Below are 19,629 nucleotides of genomic sequence, written 5' to 3' on the forward strand. Positions count from 1 at the left end.
ATAGTTTTAATTGTACTTCTAGCACAACTTAACGTTGGGCTAGCTTTGATTCAATCCACTCATTAATTTCAAAGGCGGACCAGCCAACACGGTTTGTGGTTAGGCGAACCTGTTTAGGGAAAGTAGGGTCATAGTATTCTGATTTAGGGTCTAACAAGTTGTAGATCGTAGCACGGCTTAGACCGGTAAATTCTATCACTTGTTTAATGTTGATGATTTTGTTCATCACGAAAGTTGTTTGAGTTAAAAACGCATTCATGGTTTATTCCTTTTAAGAAATGCGTGCGTTTGTGCACATACCATGGGCAACCCAATAAAAAATAAATGCTTGTGATCTGGAAACAAGGCAGATGCTTGCTGCCATATTTCCAATAGTTGTGTGCGTAACTTTAGCTACCCCAACTTTTAAGATCTTTTCGGTAAAAGGAGTAGCCTTTTATCCAAGATGTTTGGCTATACGGGTAGTTCAACCTGCATGCCTTAGTGGGTTATTTATATTATTCCTACTACTATCTACGATTATTTATCTACTTTCTGTATATATCAGATATCAACTCATAGTAATGCTATTACCTTACTTACACATGACTTATGTCTATATAGGGCAATGACTACTCTGGTGGTGATAAGACTACCAGAGAGTAGGTGTACAAGAGATAGTTAGGTTATAGAGAACGGTGTGTAGTGACTCAGTACAATTAAAAAATATACATGACGACATAGCTATGATGTTTAACTCATAGGACTAACACATGCAAACTGAAGCACAAACACTACTAAAAATTGAGAAACTCCTGATTAAAGTTGGGGAGTTATCTCAAGATCAATGGCGTCATCCTGCCAGACTTAAACTCATTGTTCGAGAGTGCTGTCAACTAATTCAGGGCTTTAAAAAGATATATGACTCTGAGTTGCATTACGCTCCCTTTATTAATCTCTTTAAACTCAATGTAGTCGACCCTGTTGATGCCTTGTGCCGATTCAAAGGTTATTCACTAGCAGATATTGAACACTGTGATGAGTGGTTTAGAGTTATGGTAGGTATCTACAATTCTTATCAATCGATGATCAAAGGTGAACGATATGATTTTACCCGGCAGGAAAAGCGCAATGCTTGTAGTCTTGGGAAATATGTAAAGAGCCTGATAGAGCACTATAGCCGTCTAAACTTTGTACGGGTGGATTTGAAGTACTGTAAGAACTCTCCCAAAGAAATTACGATTGATGATGTTTATGGGCATGTAGCAATACTATGTAACCGACTTTCCAATGCAGATGGGGGCTTTAAATATTTGCAAGGCCATGCCTGGGCGATAGAACAGGGAGAGCAGGAAGGCGGTTATCATATTCACTTACTTCTCATCTATGATTATTCGGAGCGTGATAATGATCGGCATCTAGGGAAGCTTGTTGGTGAAGAGTGGGGGAAGATTACAGAAGGATGCGGGACCTATTTCAATATCAATGATTCAGAAGTCCGTGACGGTTATATCGCAAAGGGGATAGATGGTTTGGGGCTAGTCAGCCGAGATGATCCTCAAAAAGTGAAGAATGCCATCAATGCTGCTCTATATCTCACCCGACCAAGCAAGTTTCAGCAACGGCTACGAGTCAAGGTATCGAGAGCAGCACATAGCTTTGACAAGGGCGATTATGAACGTAGTTTTCGTCGTCAGTTAAACCCTCACGTTGAATTTAATCTGTATGACTACGAATGGCTCGGTTGCTAGGGCTTATTGTAGATAATGTTTATGGACGAGATCACTTTTTAATATGAGTGATTTCGTTTTTTACCCTGCAATAATTTTTTATCGGCTTGGACTTCTTATGCGATTAAGCACAATCAAATAGGAATAAGACGATGATTAATTTTACCCCAACTTATCTGGAACATGATGTCGCTGCTCGTTTTGAGCGAGATATTAACCAAATGTATTTACGTGTTCGGTTTAAGCACGGTGGTGATTACGATCACACATACTGGTTTGAACGATTTTTAGAGTATTACAACTTTTGGAACTTCTTATGTATTACAAATGAGTTGCAATCGGGAATCTGGATTGAGTCATTTAGACAATGCTTTTATGCCAGTAAACAGGAGTTGATGCGACTAGGTGCGCATCCAGTGCATGTGCCAGAGTATAGAGTACAGTTGCTTGAATTAATTCTTGCCAAGCTGGTTAAGATATTTAGTGTTCCAGCATTTCTGGAAGAACTGAAAGCCAGAGAGGAAAAGCACGGTAAACTTGTTGAGCAATACAGCAATGCTTATGATGAGGCAACGAAACATTACTTTGACCTGAATAAGATTAATCTGTTTCTGGGCTATCTGCCCGATTACGCAAATTATGTATCGATTCTTGATATGGCGAAGCATATCAAGTCCTTTGAGAAATTTCTGAACCAGTTTAGATATTTTCCAGTGGACTATTTATTTCAATATCAACGGGTCGTTCGTCTACCTGAAAAAAATGAATATGGGTTACTACTTTCATTGACTTTGAACGCAAATATTTATCAGGATAGAGCATCGATTGTTATGATGCTAATACAGCTTTGGCATTTTGCGACTGAAAGTATGGGAATGGGTATTGATCTAGATATAGAGGTGACAGCACAAACTCATCCTGTTGGATTCATGTTTGGTGAGTTTGATGATAAGAGTGACCTTGATTTATTGCTACGACAGGATTTAACAAGTACAGCCGAGACTTCAACGAATGTTCGGGTCTGGCCTATCGCTTTTAAGCCCTTTATTGGTAGAGTGCCTCGTAGACGAGGTTAATACGCTTGGAAAAGAATAGGGTTGTTAATCAGCCCTCACCATTCCTCTTTGAAGGAAATATTCTTTGATCTCCTCTTCTAAATTATTTAGCTGATGTTTAAGTTATTAATAGAATTGGGCTGCTTGATGAAACAGTAGTTGAGATGGTTTAGTATTTTAAAGACAGTTTATTAAAAATAGGGGAGAGGGCATAAATCCATGATAGAGGAAAGTAAAAGAAAAAAAGCTCCACATGATTTGCCTCGGCTGATCCAAGAAGTTCTAGCGCAGCTTGGATATGATCTTGATTCTGATACTGTGGTTGAGCAAGTTCGTAGACTTGATATTGGCCTGCCAGTTGAAGATGAATTTTCAGTGGTATGTGCATGGTTAGGAAAGTGTCTACTTTTACATAAGCTCGACCAACAACAAGTACCTGTTATATCTAAACAAAGATTTCAAGTCCCAGACTTACTAGCAAAATTTTCAACTCAAACCAATAAATCTCCTGTTTTAATTGAAGTGAAATCAAAAAAAGGAAATGTATTGTCTTTTAAACCAGATTATCTGGAACGCTTAAAACGTTATGCAGATTTGGTAAGTATGCCGTTATTGATTGCATGGAAATTTCATAATATTTGGCTACTTTTTGAGGCCAGACATATGAAAAAATTTAATAAAAATTTTAATATTACATTTGAAACAGCAATGAAAGAGAATTTAATTGGAGCATTAGCTGGTGATATTGCTTATAAAATTGGAGAAGGAGCTGGATTACATTTCTGGTTAGACCAAGAGGAATTATTGAGTATAGAAAAAGAAAAAAATAAGCAAACAGAATTAGATACAATGAAATTTGAGGATGTGTATTTTACAAATTATGAGAAGATGCAGATTCTAGATTTAGAAAGTGACATTAAATCTTTATTTGCTACTTGGGATCTTGCTGAAAAAATTGAGCAGATAAATTCTCGTACTTATTTACATTATATTGCTGAGAAGGAGGGACTTCAATTTACCCATATGACTCTTGTACGTCTTTTAAGCGCAGAAAACCCTCACGAAATTCGACCCCACTGGCGTAGTCTTCTTAATAAAGAAAAGGTGATATCAAGCGTGACCGACTTTTCCTCTACTTTAAATAAAGCATTGGATCAAAAAATTGTTTCTTCTATTTTTGATATACGGCCCCAGAATATTCCTGAATTTTTGAAAGATGATAACAGTAGCGAATAGAAAGAGTTGTATCTTTATAATCATTATCAAAATTTATTACGGTGTCATATAGGGCATGCCTATTTTTAGGTAATATAGAATTCATCTTGTATCTCTTCTCAATTTGTTAAGCTAATGTTATATATTAAAATTTCTGCTTTAATTTAGATAAATTAAAGCTTATCTGGTAGTAAAATCATAGTGATGGTCAAATGATTTGTTTGATGATGTAGGTGGGAGGGAAATGCCCATACATATATTGTCCACTTCCAATTTCATCGCAAGAAAATGACTCTTCAGAAGCTGTTAACAATTGGGTTGGAGGGATTAAGAAAGGATTGAAAGATCTAGATTAGAATATTTATAAAAATAGCCTTGATGAACTTGAAAATCAATATTAATTATTAGGAAGTTGATGAATAAGTTTGAGAACAAAATTGAATATAAAACCAATGTTTGTTCAGTAGATAATGTAATAAAGATTTTAATTATTCACGCTTTATTATATTTCATATTTTGGAATTTTTAACTTGCTAAAAAAATTACCCAAGAGTAGGCTTTTAAAAAATCTGAACCAAATAGAGTAAAAGCTGGCAAGATAAACAAACTGACCAAGCCATAGTTAATGTTTGATTGAAAATGACAAATTATTAATTTTATTAATCTCACATTCTATTGGCACATTAAGATCCTTGAATCTTAAAATTTTTTTCAAAAGAAAGCGTACTTAGATCTATAGATCATTGAATTTCTCTGTTCTATATATTTTTTATTTGTAAATTCTTGATTTATTTAGGCAAAATCATGATTAAAATCAATACATCAAATTTGTCAGCACAGCAAAAAAACTTAATTTCTAAACTTAATATAGAAATTCAAAAACAACCCAGAAATAAACAATGGCAAGGATTCTCTTTCTTTTCTCATTCTTTGGGTGATCAAAAGCAGCAATATGACTTAGTACTTTTAACGAATGTAAATATTTTATGCATAGAATTTTGTAATGTTAAGGGTAAGATTACATCTGACCGATATAATAATTGGTGGGTAGATAACGAACGCCTTAGCCCTTCACCTCTAACTATTGGAGGAAAAAAATCTCGTAAATTAACAGCAGAAATCGAAGCTATTAAACATCAACTCCATAATGCTGATCAATTAGTAAAGCACCCCTATTTTTTACCTAAAGTTTTGAATTTAGTAGTAATGACAGGCACAGCAGACTGGTCTGCACTTAGTGGGGTGCCATTTGTAGATCGGATTTTATCATTTGAAGATTTCTGTCAATTAATTCCCGAGGAAGATTTTTATCTTCGTTTTTCTAAAAGTAAAAAGCCTTTACCAATGAGTGCAAAGCAACTCAATCGCGATTTTGATATTTTGACTAAAATATTAACTACCAATACAGGACCGATTGCATCACAAGTTATCGAAGGTTACGAACCAAATTCACTATTAATTATGCACTCTCATAAGATTTATAAAGTCTTTAGTGCTGAATCTATAGGGAATGATAATGCTGTAATTAAACAATGGGATTTTTTTGCTCATACTATAACTGATAAACATCGTAAAGCGATTATTAATAATGGGATTAATACCGTAAATAGTATCAAAATCAAAAACCCTCAACTTTACGAAAAATGCCTGATCTCTTTAGAAACAAATCCCCAAGACAATGTAGATCAGTACTATGATGAAGTCATTGAGCTACCTGATTTCAACCATATAACTCTCAAATCATATTTAGAAACGTGTCCACAAGGTTTAACAACAAAGAAATTGGACCTAATTCAGTCTATGATCTATGTCGTTAGTGAGTTGCATAAGCTTGGGATTGCTCATGGCGACCTGAATATATTTAGTATTTGGATTGATAGTGTTAATAAAATTAAGCTTTCACAATTTTCAGCAGCATTTAACCCTGATTTTAAAGTCGATGATGCTGTACGGACTATTTTGCCATTATTCAATCAGAGTGTCTTTAATGGATATTCATTAACGCCCTATGTGAAAGATGTTTTTTGGATTGCTTGCCTCGCTTGGCATATTATTGAGGGACTAAAGGTTACTCCTCAAAGTATAAATATATTTAAAACATTAAATTCTTCTGATTGGCTGACTAACTTGTTTAAACAAGCTGCTAGTTTCATATATACAGATGCATCAGATTTTCTAGCAGCATTCTTAAAATCACGACCTATCTTAAATATTGAACATCAAGTTCCAAACGATATTTTAAATTCTTATATTAGAAATGAGAATTTAGAGCAATACTCAAATATTGTCTTTGAAACCCTACCAAATCCTTTGTCATCTTATGATTGTTTATACTATAAAGCGAAGTTAGACAAGCTAGATATATTGAGGACTCAAGGGGCAAAGAGTTATATACCTGAAATTACGGCTTTTGGAATTATTGAGCAAGATAATCAAAAAATATTTTTTTCTGTAGTTCAGCCTATTACCACACCTACATGGAGTGACTGCGACTTAGGAAGTCTAAGCTTTGAAGATAAAAAACAGCTTGCGGTAAACTTGATTGGGGCCATACAACATTATCATCATTTACAATATAGCTATGGTCAACTGTCTGGAGAGACGGTTCATGTTGATTTGGCTGATTTAACCATTAAGTTAAGTAATGTTTTAGAGCCTGAACCAGTATATCAGGGTCTACTCGACCCAAATGATGTGGAAATGCCAACACCACAACAGCGTGATAATTATGCTGTACTACAAATGTTGAACTTTCTATTTAGAGAGGAATGTGAATATCACAACTTTAATTGGTTATATGAAGCATTTTCGATTGAGTTTGAACAAGAGCAGGGGAAATATCTCGATTTAAGTCGTTTTCTCGATACGCTGCTGGCTGAAGGTCAAGAAGAACAAGTACCTACGCTAATCATCAATAGATCAGGTTGGTCTAATGGTGAGGATGATTCTAGTCCAAATAACTTTAATTATATTCTGCCTGATAACGGCAAAATATATGGACATATTAAACAGAAATCTGGACGAGATATAGAAGTTGAGCTTTGGGGAGTAGGAGGGAAAGTAAGTTTCTTTTATACTGACTATCAGCAAAATCCGGGCTTGATGCCTAGATATGTACAACAAAAATCCTTTATTAATAAAAAATTTATTGATAGTTCCGTATTTGTATTAAACATCCGTATTAAAGTTGAAGATGAACGCAGCTTTTACAGAAGTACTTTTCCATGGCTAAGTGATTTTTTAGTCCAAAATGCTGACTTTAATCATGCTCTACAGGAATTCAAGGCACAAGAAAATTCATCTAAAGGGGCTGTTGAGTTCTCTGAAGAAGTTATTGATGTTCTTGATTCTAATGAAATTTCGACTAAAACCTTGTGGCGTTTAATTAAAGACACTGAAGAAGAAGCATTACCTATTGTTGAGCTCACTGATGTCCTAAAGCCAATTCGTTCTAATCATTATATCAATTATTACAAAGCTAATTATGATCCAGTTGAAATTAATGATGTGTTAGATCGCTTTCAGAAAAAAGATAAGGTTAAAGCTCTTTTAGTTACTGAAAATAGAGAGGGTGTGTCTGAGGCTAAACTTGTTGGTGAGGTTGATATGGTCAAATCGACTAGAGGGGCACTTTACATTAAAAACTGTAAATTAACACGATTAAACAAAGGGAGTCGTCTTACTTTGCAGAATGTAGCAGAGCAATCTTCTAATCGTAAACGTAAAATAGCTATTGATAATATTTTAAAAAATCGGTCAGTCATTCCAAATCTGATTGAATATTTCGAAAAAAATAGCACTGCTGAAGTAGTTAAATATGATATTGATTTTTGTGATCAACAACTTGATTACTATAACTCGACAACTAGAGAGGGTAACACCATTGCATTAAATGCATCACAACGTCAAGCATTTGAACAGATTATTACTAGTGGTCCAGTGAATGTATTGCAAGGTCCTCCAGGAACAGGAAAAACTGAATTTATTTCGGCATTTGTGCACTACTTATTTCATCATCAGTTGGTAAAAAATATCTTGGTAGTAAGCCAATCACATGAAGCAGTTAACACAACTGTTGAGCGTATTCGCAAACGGTTCACTGGTTATAATCAAGATATCAGTATTGTGCGTATTAGTAATAAAGCTGAACTTGTATCAAAAGACTTGTTAGATACTTATTCAGGTTCAATTATTGAGTCACAGCAGGTATTTTTTCAAGAAACCTTGGTACATCGTATATTAACTTTAGGTTCGCATCTTAAGCTTCAAGAAGATTATTTAACTGATTTGATTCGCTTAAAAGTTGAAATCTTCGAAAAAGTTAAACAAACACGTTGTCAAGTTAGTGAAGAGGATGATGTTGGTGCTATATCACCAGCTACATTTCGACAGTTTGCTTCATATCAATTAGAATGTCTTCATAAAATATATGAGCTAGATATGAAAGGGGGTGATTCAGATATAACAAGTGAGAATTTTTGGCAAGCTATTGAAAATGCTGTGATGAATGCTTTAGATGAAGAATATGCGGTTGATACAGAAAATTCAGCAAAAGCACAAGCTTTAATTCGTTTGGCCAAAGATTGTGAAACCTTAATAGATACTCCATATGCTCAATATGAACGTTTTTTAGCCCAAACACGTCAGATTGTTTGTGGTACCTGTGTAGGTATCGCCAATAATAGTGTAGATATTTCGAATCAAGTTTTTGATTTTGTAATTATTGATGAAGCAGCGCGTTCAAGCTCATCTGAACTTGCAATTGCAATGCAAACAGGTAAACGCATTTTATTAGTGGGTGATCACAAACAATTATCACCTTTATATGGTAGTGCACATAGCAATTTATTGAAAAAGAAGTTAGGTATTTCAAACCACAAAGAACTAGAAGACGTTTTAAAAAGCGATTTTGAGCATGTTTTTAATTCGCCTTATGGTAAAAAAATTAATGCTCAACTATTGCAACAATATCGTATGGCACCTGCTATTGGGTATTTGGTTTCTGATTGCTTCTATAATGGTAAATTGCAAACTGCTGTCTGTGAGCCACCTTTTGATAAAAAGGATAATGCAAAACGTGTAGTCCCATCCATTTATTACTCAAATAAAGTGAAAGAACTACAATCTACTGTCACTTGGGTAGATACAGGTGGTAAGGGAGCATTTCATCGAAAGATTTCAGATGAAAAAACAAGCCTGTATAATCCTCATGAATTAAACGAAATTTTAAATTTCCTTCGTCGTATAGACTCTGACCCTGCGTTATTACAACGTGTGAATCAAAATGTTAAAAATGATGAAGCTGCTATTGGCATTATCTGTGCCTATGCAGAGCAGAAGAAACAGCTTATAAAACGTTTTACTGTTGGCAACTTTTCTACATTACTTCAAAAGTCAGTAAAAATTGATACTGTCGATAGTTATCAAGGTAAAGAAAACCGTATTGTTGTGTTCTCTGTGACACGAAATACCCCCGACTTTTCTAGTGCATTCTTAGCTTCAGAAAATCGTGTGAATGTTGCATTATCCCGCTCTATGGATCGCCTTGTGATTTTTGGTGCTACGGAGATGTGGGAGCATGAGAAAAATTCTAATAGCCCATTATATAAAACTTTGACTTACATCAAAAACCGTTTGAGTCAACCAGAATACCAAATACTTAAATGTCGTAATGAAAACGTACAAGGAGCAAAATAATGTTAAATTATCATGATATTGATGTATTGCTACCTGTGCAAAAATTTCTGGTTGATTTTAGTTTTTCAGGTAATAAGCCTTTAAACTTTGTTCATTCTATACTTTTACGTACTCTGCGTTTGGGTCCATGCAGCTCGGCTCAATTGGCCAACTTTTTAAATCTAGATCAAAATGAAATTACTATAATTTTAAATGAGTTACTTGCCAAGAAGGAAATTAAATCAACTGAAAATGATTTATTTGAGTTAGCTGAAGTAGCAAAGCGTTACTTTAAATCTATCTCAGATATTCCTCAAGTCGAGCAAATCTCAGATCGCACAGTTTCATTAATATATGATTTGATTGGATTTGATCCAGTTTTATCTTATGAATCTTCAAGTAATAATGGTATACAGATCCAAGCTGATCAAGATCGGCTCTCTGAATCAGAAAAAATTGCTAAGGCTGCATTCCAAAAAAATTTTTATAGTTATATTGACCAAGGCATACTAACATTTTATCAAAATCATCCCCAACTTTATAAGATTGGTAAAGTTACTAATGACCGTCAACTCTTTAATCGAGTAAACCTTGATTTATTACTTAAATTACAAGGTGATCAATTAACACCTGATGTTCATGCTATTGAAAGCTGTTTTAGTCACTTACCGAGTAGTACAGCCCTTCTTACTGAAATGGTTATTTCAATTTTACAAAGTATAAAAGTGGATAATATCGATTCAATTCAAGCTGAATTAGCATATAACCCAATGCTTGAGTCACTGAAGATTAAGAACTTTTTAAAAAAAGGAAAACTTGATCTAACAGGTTTAGCCCATCGAACAGAGCACCAGATTGTAGGGCCTATTTATATGCCAAATAATCAAGAAAAATTCCTAAACTTACTTGAACGATGTGCTGAAGATAAAAATGTTCAGGATTTATATTGGTTAACACCATCAAATCCTTTTTTTGGTGAATCAACAAATTTTAAGAATTTATTGAATAAGCTAATTACTTCTGAAAGCTATGATTTAAATATGTTTCTTCCATGTACATCTTTGAAAAAGGCACTATGGGAGAATAATCATATTGAACGCTCGCTATTCAGTAAGGGGAAATTTCTTGCATTAGATGAAAGTGGTTTATTTAATAGTGATTTTGAAGTACTTGTTGTTAAAAACAAGTTCTGTATTGTGATTGCCCATATACATGACAGTGATGCATCTGTCCTGACAGCTGTGCCGATTGGCGAGTTAACATTTGATTTAAATGTAGTGAATGGGTTTGCCGATGTATTTGCTAAATCAAAGCAACAAGCGGATGAAGAACGAGGGCCATGCTATGGTGTTATCACAGCTAAATAAACTATCATTTTTTCTTAACAATTAAATTGATTTATTAAAATTTAAAGCTAAATTCTTGTATATCGTTTAAATAGAATGACTTAGAAATAAGCTCTTTGATTCAGAGCTTATTTCTAGTTAAAACTAGCTTACGAAGATAGTCAAAACTCTGCTCAAGGTTCTTTTAACATCTTTACGTCAGAATAATCCAACATCCCTAAAGCACAGTAACGGTAATCTTCTTTCTTCATAATTGTAAGGATGTGAATAAACTTGCCCATATAGTGGCCCACCTAGGCATTTTAACCGTAACACTCAGTTTTCCTTAAACTCCCTCATTAAGAGTTATAGTTTATCATTGCAAAACAAATTTCTTCATAATTGAAGGTAAACCAGTAAGTAGAAATTTAATTATGAGAGAATAAAAAAGAGAACTCTGAAGTTCTCTTTTTATTTAAATAATTATAATGCATCAATATTAAAGTTAGATGCAGTAGCACACTCTCTAAACTTTTGAAGATAAGTTGCAACATTTGCACCTTTTTCAAAAATTAGTCTAGTGTATTCACTGTCACGAATATGATCATAATTTTGGCTTGAGATCTCGATGTCTTGTCTCAAACTGTTGTGGTGAAGATGATCTCGGCCAATATATAACGCACTTACAAATTGTTGCTGTACAAGTGCCGAATACTGACTAAGAAAAATTTTGACATCATTAGAGGAATTAATTGATGTTGAAAGAAAATGAGTAATTGCTGTAGATAAGGTTGTCATGAAATAACTCTAAACTATTGTTATAGAAATATTTATAACATAAATTAATAGAATATGAATTCATTAATTAACTTTATTTTTAATTATTTTGATAAAAGTAAGTCATTTTTAATTTTAAATAGTTTTAAAGGGTGATCTAATTCTTACTATCATCTCAATAAAAGGGATATTTATATATTTAATTGAGCATGAAATCTAATGAAAAACAATAACAATCACTTTACGACTTAGTCGATAGATCATTGACACCTTAAATATTGCGCATTATCCTTTGCTTGCTGGCCTACATTGCCAGTCGGCTTTGACAGGCCGAATAGTAAAGTGCATTGAAAACTTGTTTTTCGATGTAGGTACACCCGTCCCCCTTTTTGTTGCGGTAGGACGGAAGGGGGACGCCTTGTGCGTGCTGGTTCTTTACTATCAGTCTGTCAACCCTCTTTCGTTCTGCCACCATAATTCTAAATTAATGCTTTGGCAGAACTCCAAATATAAGGAGTTGGCTATGCATATTCTTTTTACACTTCCCGACTAGTTTTAATCGAGTTTGATGAACTTCTGGTTTCTCAAGCTTTCGTTTTTTTCGTCTAAAAATTTAACTTAAAAAATGTCATGTGAGCTACACCGTGGCAGGGCTTTGTATTGCCTAAAAAAGCCTAACCTCCATGACTATGTCACTGGATATAACGATGAAAAATAAAATTTTGATGGGTGTGGTGGGTGTCAGTTTTCTGATCATGAATGGTTGTTCTTCCGATTTCGAAAAGGGCGTCAAACATGGCTGTTACAACATGGGTGGCAGTCGCAGCTATTGCTCTTGTGTCTATGACAAGGTCGAAGAACACTATGGACGTAAAGTCATGCGGCAAGTTGAGCGTATGAGTTACCTTCCTGCCGATCTGGACCGTGTGATGTATCAGTCTGGTCAACAATGCGTGGACAAGTTTTAACACCAGTTATTTAAAGCCTTAAGCAAATCATAAAGCACTCATTTCCTGTTGCCTGTTCAGGCAACGGGAAGGGCTTATGCATCTCAATTTAGGAGTTTTGATCATGAAACATCCATTTTTTACCTTCTATTTCACGATTGTCATTGTCTACTGGCTGTATTGCATTTGGGAGTATCCGGGACATTACTCTGGTGCTTATTTACTGGGTCGTGCTCTGGTCTGGCCCGTTATCTTTATACGTTGGTTCTTTTAGAGGGGCATGACTATGACTATACAGGAACGAATCCAGCAAAGTCAGTGGGTGCCGTTATTACGAGGTAGTGACAATATTTATTTTTCACCAGTCATTCCCAATAAGAAGCTGCAAGGTGCCATGAGCTATTTACCTCATGGTGTAAGCCCGAATGAAGTCCTGATGCTGATTGATGATACAGTTTTTGGTAGTGCCAAGGTCGGGATGTGTTTAACTGCAAAGGGACTCTTCTATAAAGCCAGTTTTGAAGATGAGCAGGTTTATCTGTTTGAGCACATTCAGCGGGTGGATGCAGATATTGGCATGATGACTAGTTCCATTCTGATCAATGGTCATGATGAGCTGAGCTTTAGTCAACTCGATAAAGGTGTGGTTCGTGCTTTGGTGGCATTCTTAAATGAATGTTGTCAGGGGCCACAGGGTAGACAAAGAGCAGAACAGTCAATTGTAAATATTGATCCTGAGATGCAGATCATGATTGATCTGTTTGCCTATTTTATTACCTTTAGTGCAGGGCAATGGAATACCCGATCAAAAGCAGCGGTATCCGATCATTTTACTAAATTGAATGATAAGGCTGTGCATCAGTATGTCGAGAAACTACTCAAGGAGCAAACGCGCTTTGACTATGACGACCTGTTGCATCGTCTGGCAGACCTGAAAGATGACCTTGCCTATAACGTGCGTAGGGAAATGATTGAACAACTGGTCTATGCCATGGCACTCGGTCAAGTTGAGCAGAATCAAGCTGATCTGTTCATGACTCATTTGTGCCGTGTAACCAACGTCTCTCGGGCTGTCTTTCCAGACCTCGTCAAAATTGTCTATCAATGTATGGCAGGGGAAATTAACCAGAAAAAAGCTTCTGATCTGACTGATCAACAGTTACAAGCCTGCAAACTTCTTGAGATTCAGCCAGAAGTTCTTACTGAGCAAACCCTGCAAGCTGCTTACCGAAAAAAGATGGCCGATTTCCATCCCGATAAATATCAGAATTTACCTGAATCAGTACGGCAGCTTATTGAGCAACAAGCCCAGCAACTCAATCAGGCTAGAGCAGTATTAAAAGCCTATATGGGAGTGTAGCCAATGACGATCAATATCCAACGGCTCAAACGGCGCTGGAAATGGTATGCAGCTTATATCGTAATTTTTATGCTGTCCTTTGCCTTGTTCTATGCATACGACCATGCTCAGGATCAATCAACAGAACAGATGTTAGAAGACATTAAAAGTCATACAGTCACTGCTGAGGATAGCGCCGTAACCAGTATTCACGGTGAACAAGAAGTCCCTGCTTTTAATCAAGCCGATCTCAATCAGGAAAATCATAAATAAAAAAAATTCAAATACACATTACCCCTGTGAAGAAGGTACTGATCTTGATGGAAATCTTTCGATCAGCCTTGCCAATCACGTCAATAAATTCAGAGTACTTACCATGATGAAAAAACAATTACTTTGCTGCTGTATTGCCAGTGTTTTATTTTTAGGTGGCTGTTCAAAAAAAGAGGAACCGCAAACAACGCAGGATGAATATAGTGATGTCTCCGGTTCGGTTGAGACAGAAACCGAAACTGGAGTCCTGTCACCTGTGATTATGTCTAAAACCGCTGTTCAACCTTTACCTTTGATTGATGGCGATATTCTGGGTAATTTTCCAGATGATGATTACCGATATGCGAGTCCGGTCAGATTCCCACTCAATCTTGTTGAGAGACGGGATGATCAGGATACTCATTCATTTGATCAAATCGCTGCGATATTAAAACAGAACCTGAAATTACGTGACGATCAGATTTTAGTGATGGGGCGTGAAAGCGGACCGATGGAAGGGATGGATCAGGTGCTGTTTGATTTAACCAATGACCAGCTCTACCAGTTTGCCAATAATCTGGCGATCAATTATGTCCGCATGTTAAAAACACCAATCATTAAGCCGAAAGGTGAGTTTGAAACCACGGAACAATACCAGTTACGTGTAGAGCAGACAAAGGCAGAGTTAGAAGCTTATCAGGTTGATTATGATGTTAACCTATTGCAAAACGCCTTAAATAAAGCCATGCGTCGGCTTTATATCAATAATGGATTTGCAAATCCTGATTATCAATACGATGCCGATAAAGGCATTCTGACTTTAAAGCTTGAAGAGAGTGCATCCTCCCGAAGACTGGAAACCTTATTAACCTTACCTATGACGGCAGCAGATGCACAGGAACTGGTCAAAGGTTCAGGCTGGGCGCGAGCTTATATCATGGAATTTAAACAAAACCACTTAAAAGTATCAGGGGTATTGTTCTTTAAGTTCCGTTCCCAGATTACCCAGCAGCAACGAGTAGGTGGTGAATCTCTCATCTATACCCGAGTGTATAAACCACTTAAGTTTGAACAGAAATCAAGTGATACATGGCTAGAACCAAATGTCGATTTTGCAACGCTACCGTTTAAGGATGTATTGAACTCACCAGCAAACCAGTTTGAATTTGGTTTAAAACATTATCTTTCAGCAGAGATTTATACCAAACAGTGGGAAGCAAAACGTCAACAGGCTGAATAGCTATTTCACTTGATTTAAAACTTACCCATAGCAGAGGACTTGCCGATCAGGCAGGTCCTTTTTTTATGCCGTTTATTTAAAGGAGGAACTACATGCACCAGTGTCCTTACTGTCATTCATTACATATCACCTTACTGCGCCAGACCGAGCCAACCTCGGGTGTATTTGCAAAGCTTTCATCATTTTCACCGATGTCTCTGGCAGCCGCTTGTATGCAGTTGTCAAAACGCAGTCCCGTTCACCCTTTAGTCGGCGGTTTTGTGGGCTTGGTGATTGGCGGCATGTTTCTGCTCTACGTTCAACATCAAGACAATATGGTGACGCTGTTTTACCAGTGTGAGCAATGTCTGGAGCATTTTGAAATCCAGCAATCAGGCTTCGCGTAATTCTTATTATTTACAACTTTCAAATTATTTAAATCACTTCATTTATATTACTTAAAGGAAATTAATCATGGCACATTTCGTTGAAACAATGGCATTCGTTGGTCAAACCCCTTGGCATGGGTTAGGTAATCAACTCCCTCAAAATCAGCCAATAGAAATCTGGGCACAGCAAGCGGGTATGGACTGGCGAATAGAATCATCTAATGTCAGTTATATGGCAAAGAATGAACGTGGACAAAATATTTTAATGCCTTATGAAGAACAGCGAGTGCTTTATCGTTCAGATACTCATGCACCGTTATCGGTGGTGAGTCAACGCTATCAGGAGGTACAACCCAAAGAGATTCTAGAGTTTTACCGCGACCTTACCGAGCAATCGGGCTTTGAACTGGAAACGGCAGGAGTACTCAAAGGTGGTCGTAAGTTCTGGGCATTGGCGAGAACAGGACAATCGGCAGCGTTAAAAAGTAAGGATGTCAGTAACGGCTACATTTTGTTGGCAACCGCATGTGATGGCACATTGGCAACCACGGCGCAATTTACCTCAATTCGTGTGGTATGTAATAACACCTTAGCGATTGCTCTACGTGGGCAGAATAGCAGTGCTGGTGTAGTTAAAGTTCCACACAGTACCAAGTTCGATGCTGAAAAGATCAAGCAGCAACTCGGTATTTCAGTTCGTGCATGGGATGAACACATGTATGAAATGAAGCAACTCAGTCAACGTAAAGTCACCCAGCAGGAAGCCGCAGCCTACTTCGATGCCGTGTTTAATAATACGAACCTGAGTAGTGCCGAACAGGATGACAGTATCATTCAGTTCTACCGTAATGTCGCCATGCCTAAACAAATCCATTCATCCAGAACCGACAGTAAAGCCGAACCCAATGGACGTGCTATGTCTAAAGTCATGACCATGTTTAACGGACATGGTCGTGGGGCAGAGTTAGCCTCAGCCAAAGATACGGCTTATGGTTTATTGTGCAGTATTACCGAGTTTGTCGATCATGAGCGACGGGCGATTTCAACGGATCACCGGATGGATTCCGCATGGTTTGGGGCGGGAGCCAACATTAAACAGCGTGGGTTGGAACAGGCATTAAGAATGGTGTATTAATCATACTGTCAACTATTCAGTTTAAATTAAGTTTATCTATTTAACTTAAATCTATTCTTTACGCTGCGTCTTAAAACTTATTCAAATCGATCTTTAGCCACATTTCTCCCAATGTGGCTTTTTTTTATGCCTAAAAAATACAGGAGTGCAGTTATGGGACAAACCATGATGAGCCAACAGCAACCTTTTATAGGTCCACCCGTTCGAGCAAAAACCTATTCACGTCATAATAGACGGAGTAATAAAGCCAAACGATTGGTTGAAACCAAACAGATGAGCCGTGAACAATGGCTACAAATACGAAAACAGGGCATTGGTAGTAGTGATGCGGCAACAGCATGTGGGTTGAATCCGCACATGTCGATGCTTGAACTCTGGATGATTAAAACGGGTCGAATGCAGCAGAGCATTGAAGATGAAAGTGCAGGCTATGCCCCTTTGTACTGGGGAAAACGACTCGAACCTTTAGTTGCTGAATACTACAGCATGCATACCAACCATAAAGTCCGTCGGGTCAATGCCGTGTTACAACACCCTGATGAAGATAAGGCATTTATGCTTGCCAACCTAGATTATGCTGTTGTTGGAAGTGATGACGTACAGGTACTGGAGTGTAAATCAGTGGGTGAATATGGTGCTAAACTCTGGCGAGATGGTGTTCCGCTTTATGTGCTTTGTCAGGTACAGCATCAACTTGCGGTCACTGGTAAACAGGCAGCTCATGTCTGTGTGCTGATTTGTGGACATGAAACCCGAATCTTTAAAGTAACCCGTAGCGAGAGTGTGATTGAACACATTATTCAGGCTGAACGCCATTTCTGGAAATGTGTGGAAATGGATATTCCCCCAGCAGTGGATGCCTCCGAATCAGCAGGCAAAGCATTACAAGCACTTTATCCTGAGCAGACTCCGTTACTGACAGAAGACTTCACAGACAATGAGGTTGCCAATCAATTGTTTAATGAGCTACTGGAAGAAAAGCGCAAGATTGAAACTCATCAACAACTGTTTGATGAACTGAAACACCGTTTACAAATTCTGATGAAGGATGCCGAACGGGTAGTCTTTATAGGCGGGTCGATTACATGGAAGAAGGCACAAGATTCAATCAGCCTAGACAGTAAAGCCTTACTCAAACAACATCCTGAGTATTTACAGCAGTTCTCACAAACCAAAGTGGGAACACGGCGTTTTCAGATTTATCCAAATGGACATTAACTTAGCTCAAGATCGAAATCGGATTACATCATACCGCTTATTCAACCTATACCGCCCATGATCCCATGCTGTTAAACAGCATGGGATTTTTATTTAACAAAGATAATAGAGGTCAAACATGATTAAAGGTCTAGCAATTACACCGCCGATATTGGGGCGTATTAGTATCGGTAAAATCGTAGAAAAGAATGGCAAACGTATCCCTGAAAAGGATGACCAGTTCACGATTACCAGTCAAATTCAAAGTAAGGATGGCTGGGTGAATCATCCCATAGATGAAACCTTGCGGGCAAAAACAGGTAATAACAAACTTCGCAGCATTCCAGTCAGGATGATTTTTAATGATCCTGAACTCAATCTTCGAGCTGAGTACACCTTATTTGATCGTCAGACTGGACGTCCTGTTTGTATTGGAAACGGCGAGACATGTCAGCGATCAGGGCAAAAGGGGATTGAACAACATTCATGTCCTTCGCCAAGTTTATGCCCATTGGCACAAGGGGGCTTATGTAAACCTTATGGCAGACTTTACGTTAATTTGGATGATGCGGATGAGTTCGGGACATTTATTTTTAGAACCACCGGTTTTAATAGCATTCGCACATTGGCAGCACGACTGGCTTATTACCATGTAGCATCTGGCAAGCTACTTTCATGCCTGCCACTACAATTAAACTTGAGAGGTAAAAGCACCACACAAAGTTATCGAACTCCAATCTATTACGTGGACTTAACTTTAAGAGATGGAACAAGCCTACAAGAGGCGATTACTACAGCAAAGGAAATTGATGAGCAGAGTAAACAGGCAGGGTTTTACCAAGAAGAATTAGATCAGGTGGCACGATAAGGCTATGCCAATGCCAAGTTTGAAATGGATAGTGAAGAGGGATTGGATATCGTTGATGAGTTTTATCATCGTGATGAACAGGAACAGCCGCCCCAGACTAATGCTTTAAATACGAATGTAGCATCACTGCAACAGGAATTAGCACAGAGTGTCAGAGCAGTGAATTAAGGAGCCTTAGGGCTCTTTATTGCCCATCTTTTTTTTTTACACCTAAAAGTATAGAAATGTCTTTATTGAACAAACCATAACTCGACCAGAGAAATCTTTTGTTCGGACAAGGTGATTATAAATAGTAAAGTTTTACTTAAAGAATGACTTGTGCGTTTAGAGGTTTTCTTAATCATCGAAGTGGAGTAATGCATTTTCATGTTAACCGAATGAACAGTGATGGAGAGCATTCTAATCTAGTGATGTGAGCTGTGTATCTTTGATTAAAGCTTATATATTTTAGTTTTTTCCACATGTATGTAGGATCAATATGTATTTTTAGTGATTATTTTTGTTTGGAATAAGTCATATTTAGACC

Annotated in this window: 15 protein-coding genes and 1 pseudogene; 14 read left to right on the plus strand and 2 right to left on the minus strand. The window is 37.1% G+C overall.

The features are described from left to right. Nucleotides 1-28: 28 nt before the first annotated feature. Nucleotides 29-259, minus strand: coding sequence for a helix-turn-helix transcriptional regulator (locus ACH8JV_RS08860; RefSeq protein ID WP_396520747.1), 231 nt, complete (start codon nt 257-259; stop codon nt 29-31). Between the two features lie 493 nt (nt 260-752). On the opposite strand from ACH8JV_RS08860, the gene ACH8JV_RS08865 reads away from it, so the two are divergent. The 5 genes from ACH8JV_RS08865 (at nt 753) to ACH8JV_RS08885 (ending at nt 11,022) form a co-directional block, all read left to right on the plus strand. Then, complete coding sequence (locus ACH8JV_RS08865; RefSeq protein ID WP_396520749.1) at nt 753-1,730, plus strand: hypothetical protein; 978 nt, start codon at nt 753-755, stop codon at nt 1,728-1,730. Nucleotides 1,731-1,861: 131 nt separating this feature from the next. Beyond that, entirely contained in the window at nt 1,862-2,785 is a 924-nt protein-coding gene (locus ACH8JV_RS08870) for a hypothetical protein (RefSeq protein ID WP_396520751.1), read from the plus strand. Between the two features lie 198 nt (nt 2,786-2,983). Next, entirely contained in the window at nt 2,984-4,000 is a 1,017-nt protein-coding gene (locus tag ACH8JV_RS08875) for a hypothetical protein (protein ID WP_396520753.1), read from the plus strand. Nucleotides 4,001-4,783: 783 nt separating this feature from the next. Continuing rightward, nucleotides 4,784-9,676 carry an AAA domain-containing protein gene (locus ACH8JV_RS08880; protein WP_396520755.1) on the plus strand — a complete coding sequence of 1,631 codons (4,893 nt, stop codon included), beginning with the start codon at nt 4,784-4,786 and terminating at the stop codon, nt 9,674-9,676. After that, nucleotides 9,676-11,022, plus strand: coding sequence for a hypothetical protein (locus tag ACH8JV_RS08885; RefSeq protein ID WP_396520757.1), 1,347 nt, complete (start codon nt 9,676-9,678; stop codon nt 11,020-11,022). Before ACH8JV_RS08880 ends, ACH8JV_RS08885 begins: the two co-directional genes overlap by 1 nt. A 441-nt stretch (nt 11,023-11,463) precedes the next feature. Here the strand turns inward: ACH8JV_RS08885 and ACH8JV_RS08890 are convergent, their stop codons facing one another. Then, on the minus strand, nt 11,464-11,778 hold the full coding sequence (locus tag ACH8JV_RS08890; protein WP_396520759.1) for a hypothetical protein: 315 nt from the start codon (nt 11,776-11,778) through the stop codon (nt 11,464-11,466). 686 nt (nt 11,779-12,464) lie between these two features. Here ACH8JV_RS08890 and ACH8JV_RS08895 point away from each other — a divergent pair. The 9 genes and pseudogenes from ACH8JV_RS08895 (at nt 12,465) to ACH8JV_RS08935 (ending at nt 19,271) form a co-directional block, all read left to right on the plus strand. After that, nucleotides 12,465-12,725 carry a hypothetical protein gene (locus tag ACH8JV_RS08895; protein WP_396520761.1) on the plus strand — a complete coding sequence of 87 codons (261 nt, stop codon included), beginning with the start codon at nt 12,465-12,467 and terminating at the stop codon, nt 12,723-12,725. 103 nt (nt 12,726-12,828) lie between these two features. After that, nucleotides 12,829-12,978 (plus strand): hypothetical protein, encoded by a 150-nt coding sequence (locus ACH8JV_RS08900; RefSeq protein ID WP_396520763.1) that lies wholly within the window; start codon nt 12,829-12,831, stop codon nt 12,976-12,978. A 12-nt stretch (nt 12,979-12,990) separates the two neighbouring features. After that, complete coding sequence (locus tag ACH8JV_RS08905) at nt 12,991-14,064, plus strand: DnaJ family molecular chaperone (RefSeq protein WP_396520765.1); 1,074 nt, start codon at nt 12,991-12,993, stop codon at nt 14,062-14,064. Between the two features lie 3 nt (nt 14,065-14,067). Then, nucleotides 14,068-14,316: a hypothetical protein gene (locus ACH8JV_RS08910; protein WP_396520767.1), complete on the plus strand. Its 249-nt coding sequence runs from the start codon at nt 14,068-14,070 to the stop codon at nt 14,314-14,316. Between the two features lie 103 nt (nt 14,317-14,419). Then, nucleotides 14,420-15,535, plus strand: coding sequence for a hypothetical protein (locus ACH8JV_RS08915; protein WP_396520769.1), 1,116 nt, complete (start codon nt 14,420-14,422; stop codon nt 15,533-15,535). Between the two features lie 92 nt (nt 15,536-15,627). Then, nucleotides 15,628-15,921 carry a hypothetical protein gene (locus tag ACH8JV_RS08920; RefSeq protein ID WP_128385813.1) on the plus strand — a complete coding sequence of 98 codons (294 nt, stop codon included), beginning with the start codon at nt 15,628-15,630 and terminating at the stop codon, nt 15,919-15,921. Between the two features lie 67 nt (nt 15,922-15,988). Next, the gene (locus ACH8JV_RS08925) at nt 15,989-17,038 is read left to right on the plus strand and encodes a DUF932 domain-containing protein (RefSeq protein WP_396520771.1); all 1,050 of its coding nucleotides are present in this window, start codon (nt 15,989-15,991) and stop codon (nt 17,036-17,038) included. Between the two features lie 126 nt (nt 17,039-17,164). After that, entirely contained in the window at nt 17,165-18,256 is a 1,092-nt protein-coding gene (locus ACH8JV_RS08930) for a YqaJ viral recombinase family protein (protein ID WP_396520773.1), read from the plus strand. Nucleotides 18,257-18,374: 118 nt separating this feature from the next. After that, nucleotides 18,375-19,271, plus strand: a pseudogene (locus ACH8JV_RS08935) (hydrolase or metal-binding protein). The last annotated feature ends 358 nt before the right edge of the window (nt 19,272-19,629 follow it).

Source organism: Acinetobacter sp. ABJ_C5_2, assembly GCF_044538485.1.
Taxonomy (GTDB): domain Bacteria; phylum Pseudomonadota; class Gammaproteobacteria; order Pseudomonadales; family Moraxellaceae; genus Acinetobacter; species Acinetobacter nosocomialis_A.

Bases quoted from the DNA above. Each gene is read 5' to 3' on its own strand.
- ACH8JV_RS08860 (WP_396520747.1), bottom strand. From the start codon at position 259: ATGAATGCGTTTTTAACTCAAACAACTTTCGTGATGAACAAAATCATC.
- ACH8JV_RS08865 (WP_396520749.1), top strand. From the start codon at position 753: ATGCAAACTGAAGCACAAACACTACTAAAAATTGAGAAACTCCTGATT.
- ACH8JV_RS08870 (WP_396520751.1), top strand. From the start codon at position 1,862: ATGATTAATTTTACCCCAACTTATCTGGAACATGATGTCGCTGCTCGT.
- ACH8JV_RS08875 (WP_396520753.1), top strand. From the start codon at position 2,984: ATGATAGAGGAAAGTAAAAGAAAAAAAGCTCCACATGATTTGCCTCGG.
- ACH8JV_RS08880 (WP_396520755.1), top strand. From the start codon at position 4,784: ATGATTAAAATCAATACATCAAATTTGTCAGCACAGCAAAAAAACTTA.
- ACH8JV_RS08885 (WP_396520757.1), top strand. From the start codon at position 9,676: ATGTTAAATTATCATGATATTGATGTATTGCTACCTGTGCAAAAATTT.
- ACH8JV_RS08890 (WP_396520759.1), bottom strand. From the start codon at position 11,778: ATGACAACCTTATCTACAGCAATTACTCATTTTCTTTCAACATCAATT.
- ACH8JV_RS08895 (WP_396520761.1), top strand. From the start codon at position 12,465: ATGAAAAATAAAATTTTGATGGGTGTGGTGGGTGTCAGTTTTCTGATC.
- ACH8JV_RS08900 (WP_396520763.1), top strand. From the start codon at position 12,829: ATGAAACATCCATTTTTTACCTTCTATTTCACGATTGTCATTGTCTAC.
- ACH8JV_RS08905 (WP_396520765.1), top strand. From the start codon at position 12,991: ATGACTATACAGGAACGAATCCAGCAAAGTCAGTGGGTGCCGTTATTA.
- ACH8JV_RS08910 (WP_396520767.1), top strand. From the start codon at position 14,068: ATGACGATCAATATCCAACGGCTCAAACGGCGCTGGAAATGGTATGCA.
- ACH8JV_RS08915 (WP_396520769.1), top strand. From the start codon at position 14,420: ATGATGAAAAAACAATTACTTTGCTGCTGTATTGCCAGTGTTTTATTT.
- ACH8JV_RS08920 (WP_128385813.1), top strand. From the start codon at position 15,628: ATGCACCAGTGTCCTTACTGTCATTCATTACATATCACCTTACTGCGC.
- ACH8JV_RS08925 (WP_396520771.1), top strand. From the start codon at position 15,989: ATGGCACATTTCGTTGAAACAATGGCATTCGTTGGTCAAACCCCTTGG.
- ACH8JV_RS08930 (WP_396520773.1), top strand. From the start codon at position 17,165: ATGCCTAAAAAATACAGGAGTGCAGTTATGGGACAAACCATGATGAGC.